Source organism: Chromobacterium aquaticum (assembly GCF_021129195.1).
Lineage (GTDB): Bacteria > Pseudomonadota > Gammaproteobacteria > Burkholderiales > Chromobacteriaceae > Chromobacterium > Chromobacterium aquaticum.
Genome location: NZ_JAJOHW010000067.1, coordinates 18,269 through 29,223 on the forward strand (window position 1 = coordinate 18,269; position 10,955 = coordinate 29,223).

At 64.2% G+C, this 10,955-nt stretch carries 8 protein-coding genes and 4 tRNA genes; 8 read left to right on the forward strand and 4 right to left on the reverse strand.

The window, feature by feature from the left end; all coding sequences use genetic code 11:
* The first annotated feature begins 80 nt into the window (after positions 1-80).
* The 3 genes from LQT98_RS10960 (at position 81) to LQT98_RS10970 (ending at position 3,618) form a co-directional block, all read left to right on the forward strand.
* A tRNA-Asn gene (locus LQT98_RS10960) sits at positions 81-156 on the forward strand.
* Between the two features lie 403 nt (positions 157-559).
* Positions 560-1,999 carry a sensor histidine kinase gene (locus LQT98_RS10965; RefSeq protein ID WP_231462354.1) on the forward strand — a complete coding sequence of 480 codons (1,440 nt, stop codon included), beginning with the start codon at positions 560-562 and terminating at the stop codon, positions 1,997-1,999.
* Positions 1,996-3,618 (forward strand): diguanylate cyclase domain-containing protein, encoded by a 1,623-nt coding sequence (locus LQT98_RS10970; RefSeq protein WP_231462355.1) that lies wholly within the window; start codon positions 1,996-1,998, stop codon positions 3,616-3,618. Before LQT98_RS10965 ends, LQT98_RS10970 begins: the two co-directional genes overlap by 4 nt.
* Positions 3,619-3,684: 66 nt before the next feature.
* On the opposite strand, the gene LQT98_RS10975 is transcribed toward LQT98_RS10970, so the two are convergent.
* The 3 genes from LQT98_RS10975 to LQT98_RS10985 form a co-directional block, all read right to left on the reverse strand.
* Positions 3,685-3,760 (reverse strand) — tRNA-Ala (locus LQT98_RS10975).
* 7 nt (positions 3,761-3,767) lie between these two features.
* Positions 3,768-3,843: transfer RNA gene (locus LQT98_RS10980), tRNA-Glu, on the reverse strand.
* 7 nt (positions 3,844-3,850) lie between these two features.
* Positions 3,851-3,926: transfer RNA gene (locus tag LQT98_RS10985), tRNA-Ala, on the reverse strand.
* Positions 3,927-4,416: 490 nt separating this feature from the next.
* On the opposite strand from LQT98_RS10985, the gene LQT98_RS10990 reads away from it, so the two are divergent.
* On the forward strand, positions 4,417-4,761 hold the full coding sequence (locus LQT98_RS10990; protein WP_053074579.1) for an H-NS histone family protein: 345 nt from the start codon (positions 4,417-4,419) through the stop codon (positions 4,759-4,761).
* A gap of 376 nt (positions 4,762-5,137) precedes the next feature.
* On the opposite strand, the gene LQT98_RS10995 is transcribed toward LQT98_RS10990, so the two are convergent.
* Positions 5,138-5,905 (reverse strand): FCD domain-containing protein, encoded by a 768-nt coding sequence (locus LQT98_RS10995; RefSeq protein WP_231462356.1) that lies wholly within the window; start codon positions 5,903-5,905, stop codon positions 5,138-5,140.
* 163 nt (positions 5,906-6,068) lie between these two features.
* On the opposite strand from LQT98_RS10995, the gene LQT98_RS11000 reads away from it, so the two are divergent.
* The 4 genes from LQT98_RS11000 to LQT98_RS11015 all read left to right on the forward strand — a co-directional run.
* Positions 6,069-6,809 (forward strand): (Fe-S)-binding protein, encoded by a 741-nt coding sequence (locus LQT98_RS11000; protein ID WP_231462357.1) that lies wholly within the window; start codon positions 6,069-6,071, stop codon positions 6,807-6,809.
* Positions 6,806-7,513, forward strand: coding sequence for a LutC/YkgG family protein (locus tag LQT98_RS11005; RefSeq protein ID WP_231462358.1), 708 nt, complete (start codon positions 6,806-6,808; stop codon positions 7,511-7,513). Before LQT98_RS11000 ends, LQT98_RS11005 begins: the two co-directional genes overlap by 4 nt.
* Positions 7,510-8,973 carry a LutB/LldF family L-lactate oxidation iron-sulfur protein gene (locus tag LQT98_RS11010; protein ID WP_231462359.1) on the forward strand — a complete coding sequence of 488 codons (1,464 nt, stop codon included), beginning with the start codon at positions 7,510-7,512 and terminating at the stop codon, positions 8,971-8,973. The genes LQT98_RS11005 and LQT98_RS11010 overlap by 4 nt, the downstream gene beginning before the upstream one ends.
* Positions 8,970-10,955, forward strand: a 1,986-nt coding sequence (locus tag LQT98_RS11015; RefSeq protein WP_231462360.1) for an FAD-binding and (Fe-S)-binding domain-containing protein, incomplete at its 3' end; no start/stop codon positions are given. The genes LQT98_RS11010 and LQT98_RS11015, both read left to right, overlap by 4 nt.

A 10,955-nucleotide genomic window follows, 5' to 3' on the forward strand; every position in this document is an offset into this window, starting at 1 on the left:
TGGGGCGCGAAGTTTTCGCGCCCCAGGCGTTGACGCTTTTTTGGCGCTGGGGTAATATACCCCTCTCTCGCAAGAGATATTCCCTGATAGCTCAGTTGGTAGAGCGACGGACTGTTAATCCGCAGGTCGCAGGTTCGAGCCCTGCTCGGGGAGCCAAGATTCGAAGGCCACGCAATGCGTGGCCTTTTTGCATTTCCTTTTCGCGCGCACGCGCAACGCCAGCGGGTCTGGTGTCTTTTTCGCTCTCATCTAGGCTGGCTCGGCTTGCGGGGTCGAGGGCGGGCTCTAAGAACCTGTTTACGATCTGCCGCGCTTGGTGAAGCCTTCTCGGTGGGTGCAAGCTCAAAATGCTCATGTGTCACGCGTACATTCCGCTTTTTCGCTCGTTTTCGCCTTGTCTTGATCTAGCTCGCGAGATTTTGAGCGGGTTCTAAGCAATTTTAACAGTATGTTTCCCATTCCATTCGTCATATAACACAAACTGGTAACAAGTTTATCGCCCTGCTTGCAATGTCTGCGCGTCGTTCGCGCGCGAGGCGGGGCGGAGCGAGGAGGCTGGGTGGCTGGGTCCCTGATGGACGAAGGCGGCGCGCTGGGTTGCATCGAACAGGTGTTGTCCAATGTGCTGGAAGCGGTTCCGGTGGGGGTGGCGCTGATAGACGGGGGAATGCGCTATCGATTGATCAATGAGCGTCTGGCCGAGGCCAATGGCCTGCCTTGTGCCGATCATCTCGGGCGGCGCGTGGCGGAGGTGTTGCCGCAGATAGGCGAGTTTCTGGAATCCTTGATGCGCCAAGTCATCGCCAGCGGCGAGCCGGTGATCGATTTTTGCGTCAACTCCTGGGTGGACGCCGGCGGCAGGGTGGCGCAGCGGGAGTGGCAGATCAGTTATTTGCCGTATTCCGTGGCGGCGGAGGTGGTGGGCGTGGTGGCGGTGGTGCGCGACGTGGCTGGCGAGCGCTTGGCCGAGCGCCTGCGCGGCGAGGGTGAGGCCCGCTTGCGCATGGTGGTGGATTCGGCGCTGGATGGCCTGGTGATGATAGATCAGGGTGGTTGCATCCTGATGGCGAATCATCGCGCCGAAGTGATGTTCGACTACGAGGGCGTCGGCATGGAGGGCATGATGATTGCCAGCCTGGTGCCGGAGCGGTTTCGCGATGGCCATGGCCGTTTGATGGAGAGCTATATGCGCCATCCGGAAGCGCGGGAGATGGCGCGGCAGCAGGAGATTTTCGGTCAGCGCCGCGATGGTGGCGAGTTTCCGGCGGAAATCGGCCTGACCCCGGTGCGCAATGACGAAGAGGTGCAGGTGCTGGCCACCATTACCGACATCAGCGCGCGCAAGGCGGCGCAGGCCAGCCTGGAGCTGGCCTTGAAGGAAAAGACCGCCTTGCTCAACGAGGTGCATCATCGGGTCAAGAACAATCTGCAAGTGATTTCCAGTCTGTTGAATCTGCAAACGCGTTCGGCGCCGCCGGAGGCGGTAACGGTGTTGGTGGAATGTCAGAACCACGTCCGCGCGATGGCGCTGATCCATCAATTGCTGTACGAGCACGGCGATTTCTCCCGCATCCACGTTGGACTTTATCTGGAACGGCTGACTCAGCTTCTGAGTGGCAGTGCGTCTGAAAGCGGGGTGCGCGTGCGCTGCCGCGGCATGGAGGTGGCGGTATACCTTGGCATGCAACGGGCGATTCCCTGTGGTCTGTTGGTGAACGAGCTGGTGACCAATGCGCTCAAGCACGCCTTTCCCGGGCGGCACGGCACGGTGGAGGTGGCTTTGGAGCGGAGCGAGGACGGGGGGTGCCGGATTCTGGTGTCGGATGACGGTGTCGGCATTCCTGAGTCGGTCAAGCTGGGGGAGGTCAGCTCGTTGGGCTTTCGTCTGATTCCCATCCTGGTGGGGCAATTGAAGGGGGTCGCCAGTCTGTTGCGGCCGGAGGCGGGCGGCGCCTGCGTGGAAATCGCGTTCAGCGATGAGCCGGAGAGCCAGGAATGAGCATTGGCAATGGATTGTTGATTGTCGAGGATGAGGGCGTGGTGGCGCTGGATTTGCGCACCAGTTTGGAATCGTTGGGCTACCGGGTGCTTGGCGTGTGCGCAAATGCCGACGACGCGGTGCGCAGTGCCGAAGCGCTGCGACCGGACTTGGTGCTGATGGATATTCATCTGGATGGCGATGTGCCGGGCACCGAGGCGGCGCGGGTGATTCGCGAGCGTTTTCAGATCCCGTCCATCTTCCTGACCGCCTATGCCGAGGAGGACATGCTGCGTAATGCGGAGAGCAGCGCGCCTTACGGTTATTTATTGAAGCCCTACCAGTTGCGTGAGTTGAACGCATCGGTGCGCATGGGGCTGGCGCGGCGCAGGGCGGAGCGCGAGGAGGAGCGTCAGCGCCGCCGCTTGCGCATGGCGGTGGAGGCGGCGCGGCTGGGGGTGTGGGAGTGGAGTGGGGTGGAGGGCAGGATGGAGTGGGAGCGCGAGTTCCCGGATGCGTTTCCGTTTGCCTCCGCTGGCGGCGAGGCGCTGGGCTTGCCAGGCTTGGCTGAGGCCGAGGCGATGGAGCTGTCCCGCGAGCTGGAGGTATGCCAGGTGTTGCAGCGCACGGTGCGAGTGGGTAGGGATGGCGTGGGGCGCTGGGTGGAGTTGTGCGGTCGCAATTTCGCCGCCAAGGGCGAGCCGGCGCGCTGGGTGGGGGTGGCGCGGGATGTGACCGAGGCGCATTTGAACGCCGCCAGTCTGCGTCAGGCCAGCGTGGTGTTTCAGGCCAGCGCGGAAGGCATTCTGGTGTTGGACCATCTGCGGCGCATCGTGTCGGCGAACGAGTCCTTCTATCGCTTGACCGGTTTGAGCGCGGAGTCCGCCCTGGGGCGCGATCCGGACGAGTGTCTGCATGTGGAGCCGCATGACGAGGGTTTCTATCGCCGCCTGGAGGGGGAGCGTCGATTCTGGCAGGGCGAGGTGTTGTGCCGGCGGCGCAATGAAACCTTCCCATGCTGGCAGCATGCGTCTGTGGTGCGCGATGCCGAGGGCAAGGTTAGTCATTATGTGCTGGCGATCTCGGATATTTCGGCGATCCGCGCGGCGGAGGCGCATATCCATTTCCTGGCGTATCACGATCAACTGACCGGCTTGGGCAATCGCCATTTTCTGCAGGTGGAATTGGAAAAGGAGATCGCCAGGGCCAAGCGGCGCAATGAATGCATTGCGTTGCTGTTCATTGATCTGGATGGCTTCAAGTCGGTGAACGACGATTGGGGTCACGAGGCCGGCGATGCCTTGCTGGTGGAGGTGGCGGAGCGCTTGCGTCAGCATGTGCGCGCCGAGGATGTGGTGGTGCGCTTGGGCGGGGATGAGTTCCTGGTGGTGGCGCCGGGTCTGGAGCGGGGCGATGCCTGTGGCGTGATGGTGCGGCGTCTGCTGGCGATGCTGGCGCGGCCCGTGGCCTTGAGCGTTGGTGTCTGCACGGTGTCGGCCAGCATAGGCGTGGCCTTTTTCCCCGATAGCGGTGGGGAGCCCGCCGACTTGCTGCATGCGGCGGATCGGGCCATGTATGAGGCCAAGCGCGCGGGCAAGAATGAATTCAGGTTGGCGGGGAACGGGGCGGCGGCATCATGAAGAGATGGCGATGACTGGCGATGAAATGAATAAAAGCCGAAATCTTTCGATTTCGGCTTTTATATTTGGTGGAGATAAGCGGGATCGAACCGCTGACCTCTTGCATGCCATGCAAGCGCTCTCCCAGCTGAGCTATACCCCCGGTATGCTGGCGTCCCCACGGGGATTCGAACCCCGGTTACCGCCGTGAAAGGGCGATGTCCTAGGCCTCTAGACGATGGGGACTGAATTTTGGTGGAGGTAAGCGGGATCGAACCGCTGACCTCTTGCATGCCATGCAAGCGCTCTCCCAACTGAGCTATACCCCCACAGATACTGCACCCTTCCGGGCTTCTCTCGGGACCCTTCGGTCTCGACAGGAAGCGAACTATACCTAGGCTTTTCCGGCCGCGCAAGGTTTTTTGAAAAATATTTTCAGAGCCCGGCGGCGGGAAGAATGCGCCTTTGGACGATTCCGAGAATATCCGGCCTGAAAACGGCGTTTTTTGATTTTTTCCTGTTTGCGGACAGCCATCCTCGCCGATGTTTCGCCCCAATCATCGCGGGGCGATGGGCGCGCGCTAGGCCAGCGTATTTTTCTTGGAAAAATAAGGATTTTCCTATTCCAAGTCATTGGGGAGTAAAGGATAAAATAATCAAAAACAGTTCAGGCCCGATATTCGCACAAAGTTTTAGTGCATGGACGGGCGTTAATGTCTGCTGAAAAGCGGCTGCAACGATGTATGGCGTAGACATGGGCTTGCAATGACAACAGCCGGCTGGAGAAGGCCGGCGGCTTGGCATGCTTAAGGAGGTGTTATGGATAAGAAGGTGCTGATCAACGAGGAACTGCTGGTTTCATGCTCGGACCAAACGCTGAAGGACGCGGCGGTTTTTCTGTTGAATACGCTGACGGATCGCATTCAGCTGCGCCAGCAAAAAGGCATAGAGGAAATCGAACGGCTGGCCACGGCTTACGGCTTGATTCTGCCCAAGCTGTACGCCAAGAACGGCGTGACGCCCAAGTATCAGAACCCGGCGATGCCGCATCAGACCTGGTCCGGCCGCGGCCGGCCGCCGGTTTGGCTGGTCGAGGCGGAAGCGCGCGGCGAGGATAGGGAAAAATTCGCCATCAAAAGGCAGAAAAAAATCAACGCCGGCTAAGCCGCGGATCACGATACGCTGCGCGTCGCGAATTGTGGCGCGGTGAGTGCGGCTTTGGATGCTCCGCCGCCGCATCTGGTCTCGCGCTGGCTCGCGAGAGCGCCAGTGCCCGCTGAGCCGTTGCATATCCCGCCGCGGGCGGGGCGACTTTGAACCGGCTCCAAGCGGCGTGGGCGGTTCTCGCTTGTGTCCTGAACTAAGCGCCTGTTCAAAGTCTCGCGAGCAAGAGCGAGACATGGCGTTGCGGCTGAGAAAGCGGAATGTACACGTGGTAGATGAGCCTTTCGAAGCGGTACTCACCGTGCCACGTCTCACGAAGCGCAGCAGACTATGAACAGGTTCTAAGGGCGGTTGGCCGGGGGCTTGGATTTCTCGCTCAGGGCAGGTCCAGCTGTTCCAAGCGTAGCCGCGCCTTGGCATCGCGCTCGGCCTGCCGCTGCTGCGTGCGCAGCGTGGTGGCGACGAAGTCCAGATGGGTTTCCACCGCCTGTTGCGCGGCGTCCGGCTGTTTGTCGCGAATAGCCTCCCAGATGGCCAAATGCTGAGCGCGTAGTTCTTCCGCCACTTCGCCCACCGCGAACAAGTCGGCGATATTGTCCTTGACGTGCCGGTGCAGCATGGCCAGCAGGCTGCCGCTCAGGTGGGCGAACAACACATTGTGCGAAGCCTCGGCCACTGCCTGGTGAAAACGCACATCGGCCTGCGCCTGCTGGACCAGGTCGCCGCCATCGTAGGCGTTCTGCAATTGGTCCACGCAATGTTCCAGGCGCAGTAGATCGGCCGGCGTGGCGCGGGTGGCCGCGCCGCGCGCGGCCGCGCCTTCCAGCACCCGTCTGAACTCCAACAAGTCTCCATGCAGATCCTGATGCTGGTTCAGCAGTTTTTCCCAGGGGTCGGAAAAGGCGGTCTCCAGCCGGTCCGTCACCCAGGTGCCGCCGCCCTGGCGGCTGCTGAGCAGGCCGCGCGACGCCAGTTGCTGAATCGCCTCGCGCAGCGAGGGACGGGACACGCCGAACTCCTCGGCCAGCTGCCGTTCCGGCGGCAGGCGATCTCCCGGCTTGAGCACGCCGTCCAGGATGCGTTTTTCCAGTTGTTCGACGATGACGTCGGAGAGCTTGGGGATGTTCAGTTTGGGATAGGCCATGGCGCCGGGCTTGTCGCTTCGGAAAAATTGGTCAGACCAGAGTGAGTGCAGCTTACCACAGCCGGCGCGGGAATCCGCGCTGTCATATTGACGGATTCAAGCAATCACTCTAGAGTTGTTTTGATAAAAATAATTGGTCTTACCAATTTACAAAGGAAACCGGATGAAGCCTGCCAACGTTTATTTGTTCGGCACCTGCCTGCTCGACCTGTTTTTGCCTCAGGCCGGTGTCGACGCCATCGCCTTGCTGGAAGGGCTGGGCTTGCGGGTGCACTTTCCGCAGCAGCAGAGCTGCTGCGGCCAGCCGGCCTATACCAGCGGCCATCCGGCGGAGGCGCTGGCGGTGGCGCGGGCGCAGCTGGACTGTTTCGCCGAGGATTGGCCCATCGTGGTGCCGTCCGGTTCCTGCGGCGGCATGATCAAGCACCATTGGCCCAAGCTGTTCGCCGGCCAGCCGGACGAGGCGCGCGCCTGCGCGGTGGCCGCGCGAGTGGTGGAGTTCAGCGATTTCCTGCTCAACCATCTGGACTGGCGGCCGCAAGACCAGGGGCCCAAGGTGAAGGTGGCGGTGCATACCTCCTGTTCCGCCCGCCGCGAAATGAATGTGCATCTGTCCTGTTGGGCCTTGCTGGAGCGGCTGGCCAATGTGGAACGGGTGGTGCACGACCATGAATCCGAGTGCTGCGGTTTCGGCGGCACTTTTTCGATCAAGCATCCTGACATCGCCGGGGCGATGGTGACGGACAAGGCCGCCGCGCTGCGGGACAGCGGCGCGGTGGAGTTCATCACCGCGGACGGCGGCTGTCTGCTCAATATCAACGGCAAGCTGGCCAAGGAGGGCAGGGCGTTTCAGGGCCGGCATCTGGCTAGCTTTCTGCTGGAGCGGGTGGGGGGCAAGGCATGAGCGCCCGCGACGCCATCCTGGCCAAGTTGCGCGCCGCGCCGCGCGAGGAGCTGCCGCGGCCGGAGCTGGACGCGCATTTCCGGCGCTTCGCGCCGCCGCAGCACAGCCTGGATGCCTTGCGCGGCTGGGCGCGGGCGATGCGGGCGGTGAAGACCGAGGTGCTGTGGGTGCGCGCCGACGACTGGCACACCCGGCTGGCGGTGTGGATCGCGCAGCGGCGGCCGGTCTCCATGCTGTTGTCCGACACTGCGCACGGCCGCCGCGCCGAGGCGGCGCTGCAAGGCTTGCCGACGCCGCCGGCGCTGCGTTTCTTCGACCGCGCCGTCGACGACTGGAAGGCCGAGCTGTTCCAGATCGAGGCCGCGTTCACCACGGCGCGCTGCGGCATCGCCGCCACCGGCACCCTGGTGCTGTGGCCGGACGCTCAGGAGCCGCGAACCATGAGCCTGGTGCCGCCGCTGCACATCGTCCTGTTCGACACCGCCACGCTTTATCCCGATTTCTATAGCGCGATGCGTTGCGAACACTGGAGCGACGGCATGCCCAGCAACGCCTTGCTGATTTCCGGCCCGTCCAAGACCGCCGACATCCAACTGACGTTGGCCTACGGCGCGCACGGCCCGCGCGAACTGCTGGTGCTGGCGCAACTGCCCGAGCACATCGATCCGGCGCAGCTGGAGCAGATGGAGGAGGCCCGACCATGAGCGAGCACAAGATCGAGCTTTATCCGTCGCGCCAATTCAAGCAGCAGGCGCGCGCGGCGCTGGCCGACGGCGAACTGCGCCACAGCCTGCGCGGGGCGATGGATTTCCTGATGGCCAAGCGCTTGTCTGCCTTCGACGATCCGGCGGAACTGGACGCCTTGCGCGCATTGGGCGAAGCCATCCGCCAGCGTTGTCTGTCGCGGCTGCCGGACTTGCTGGAGCAGTTGGAGGCGCGGCTGAGCGCCAACGGCGTGCAAGTGCATTGGGCCGAGACCGCGGACGAGGCCAATCGCATCATCCACGGCTTGGTAGAGGCGCGTTCCGGCCGCTTGATGGTCAAGGGCAAGTCCATGGTCAGCGAGGAGATCGAACTCAACCATTATCTGGAAGCGCGCGGCGTCACCGCGGTGGAAAGCGATATGGGCGAGTACATCGTGCAACTGGCCGGCGAAAAGCCCACCCACATCATCATGCCGGCGATACACAAGACCAAGGCCGACATCGCGCGCTTATTCCACGACAAGCTGCCGGATACGCCCTACACCGAGGACGTGGACGAGCTGATACAGATAGGCCGTGGCGCGCTGCGTCGGCTCTATCTGGACGCCGACGTCGGCTTGTCCGGCGTCAACTTCGCGGTGGCGGAAACCGGCACGCTGTGCCTGGTGGAGAACGAGGGCAACGGTCGCATGTGCACCACGGTGCCGGACCTGCACATCGCCATCACCGGCATCGAGAAAGTGGTGGAGAAGCTGGCCGACGTGCCGCCCTTGTATAGCCTGCTGACCCGCTCCGCCATCGGCCAGCCCATCACCACCTATTTCAATATGATCAGCGGTCCGCGCCGCGCCGGCGAAAAAGACGGCCCGCGCGAAGTGCATCTGGTGCTGCTGGACAACGGCCGCAGCCAGGCCTACGCCGACGCGCAATTGCGCAAGACGCTGCAATGCATACGCTGCGGCGCCTGCATGAATCATTGCCCGGTCTACGCCCGCATCGGCGGCCACGCTTACGGCACCACCTATCCGGGGCCGATAGGCGAAATCATCTCGCCGCATCTGCTGGGCCTGGAAAACACCCGCGATCTGCCCACCGCTTCCAGCTTGTGCGGCGCTTGCGGCGAGGTCTGCCCGGTGAAGATCCCCATCCCCGAGATGCTGATGCGGCTGCGCGAGGAGAGCCAGCGCCCGGCCGAGGAGGCGGTCAGCCATCCGCTGCGCGGCCAGGGCGCGGCGGCGAGCGCGGCGGAGCGGCTGGCCTGGAAGGGCTGGCGCCAGGTCAACGCCTCGCCGCGGCTATACCGCTGGTTCGGCTGGGGCGCCACCCGGCTGCGCAAGCTCGCGGCCGGCGGCCAGTTGGGCTGGACCCAGAACCACGCGCCGCTGACGCCGGCGCCCAAGACCCTGCACGAGCTGGTGCGCGAACGCGAAGCGCGCAGCGCCGCCGGGGAGCGGCCATGAGCATGAGCCCGGCGCATCAGGCTTTCCATAAGGATTTGCTGGCGGCGATGCCGGCGGCGCGCATTTACACCGACCCGCTGTCCACGCTGGCTTACGGCACCGACGCCAGTTTCTACCGGCTGCGGCCGCAAATCGTCGCCCGCGTCGACAGCGAGGCGGAAGTGGCGGCCATCCTGGCGTTGGCGCGCCGTCACCGGGTGGCGTTGACCTTCCGCGCCGCCGGCACCAGTTTGTCCGGCCAGGCGGTCAGCGATTCGGTGCTGGTCTTGCTGGGCGATGGCTTCAATCATGGCCAGGTATTGGACGACGGCGCGCGCGTCCGGCTGGGGCCGGCGATGATAGGCAGCCACGCCAACGCCTTGCTGGCGCCTTACGGCCGCAAGATCGGCCCTGACCCGGCGTCGATCAATAGCGCCAAGATCGGCGGCATCGCCGCCAACAACTCCAGCGGCATGTGCTGCGGCACCCGCGACAACAGTTATCACACGCTGGCGGCGATGCGTCTGTTGCTGCTGGACGGCGCGGCGCTGGATACCGGCGACGCCGCCAGCGTGGCGGCTTTCCGCCAGTCCCACGCCGCGCTGCTGGCCGGCTTGTCCGGCCTGGCGGCCGAACTGCGCGCCGACGCGGCGCTGGCTGAGCGGGTGCGCCGCAAATACCGGCTGAAGAACACCACCGGCTACGGCATCAACGCCTTGCTGGATTTCGACGACCCGGTGGACATGCTCAGCCATGTGCTGATCGGCTCCGAGGGCACGCTGGGCTTCATCAGCGAAATCACTTTTCACAGCGTGATCGAGCATCCGCACAAGGCCTCGGCCTTGCTGCTGTTCGACGCGCTGGAGCCGTGCTGCCGCGCGGTGTCGGCGCTGAGCGCGGCCGCGGCCGCCCACGGCGTGGCGGCGGTGGAACTGATAGACAGCCGCAGCCTGCGCGCCTTGCACGGCAAGCCGGGGCTGCCGGATTTCCTGGCGCGGCCGTTCGGCCCGGAGGAGGCCTGTTTGCTGATCGAGGCGCGCGCCGGTTCCGAGGCGGAACTGGAGCGCCATTGCGCGGCGATAGACCAACTGCTGGCCGGTTTCGCGCCGCGCCTGTCCAGCGGCTTTAGCCGCGAGGCCGCGGTCTGCGACAGCTATTGGGCCTTGCGCAAGGGCCTGTTTCCTGCGGTGGGCGCGGTGCGGCCGTTGGGCAGCACCGTGGTGATCGAGGACGTGGCTTTCCCAATTCCGCAGCTGGCCGACGGCGTGGCCAGGCTGACCGCCTTGTTCGACCGCCACGGCTATCACGAGGCCTTGTTGTTCGGCCACGCCTTGGACGGCAATCTGCATTTCGTGTTCGCGCCCAGTTTCGACAGCGAGCGGGAGGTGGCGCGCTACGACGCCTTCATGCAGGACGTCAGCGCGCTGGTGGCCGGCGAATACGACGGCTCGCTGAAGGCCGAGCACGGCACCGGCCGCAATGTCGCGCCCTTTGTGCGCCAGGAGTGGGGCGACGCCGCCTGGAACATCATGCGCCGCATCAAGGCTTTGTTTGATCCGGACGGCCTGCTCAATCCCGGCGTGATCATCACCGACAACGAGCGGTTGCACCTGGAAAACCTCAAGCCCTTGCCTGCGGCCGATCCCATCGTCGACCGCTGCATCGAATGCGGCTTTTGCGAGGCGGCCTGTCCGTCGCACGGACTGACGCTGAGCCCGCGCCAGCGCATCGTCGCCTGGCGCCGCATCCAGCAACTGAGCCGCGACGGCGGCGCTGCGGAAGAGCTGGCCGCGCTGCGCGCCGATTTCCGCTACCGCGCCATCGACACCTGCGCCGCCACCGGCATGTGCGCGACGCGCTGTCCGGTGGGCATCAATACCGGCGATCTGATGAAGCGCTTGCAAGGACCATCGCCACGGCCGCGCGCCGCGCGCTTCGCCGCTGGTCACATCGGCGCCGCCGCGTCCGCAGTCCGCGCCGGCCTGGCGCTGGCGCATCTATTC

Bases quoted from the DNA above. Each gene is read 5' to 3' on its own strand.
- LQT98_RS10970 (WP_231462355.1), top strand. From the start codon at position 1,996: ATGAGCATTGGCAATGGATTGTTGATTGTCGAGGATGAGGGCGTGGTG.
- LQT98_RS11005 (WP_231462358.1), top strand. From the start codon at position 6,806: ATGAGCGCCCGCGACGCCATCCTGGCCAAGTTGCGCGCCGCGCCGCGC.
- LQT98_RS10990 (WP_053074579.1), top strand. From the start codon at position 4,417: ATGGATAAGAAGGTGCTGATCAACGAGGAACTGCTGGTTTCATGCTCG.
- LQT98_RS11000 (WP_231462357.1), top strand. From the start codon at position 6,069: ATGAAGCCTGCCAACGTTTATTTGTTCGGCACCTGCCTGCTCGACCTG.
- LQT98_RS10995 (WP_231462356.1), bottom strand. From the start codon at position 5,905: ATGGCCTATCCCAAACTGAACATCCCCAAGCTCTCCGACGTCATCGTC.
- LQT98_RS11010 (WP_231462359.1), top strand. From the start codon at position 7,510: ATGAGCGAGCACAAGATCGAGCTTTATCCGTCGCGCCAATTCAAGCAG.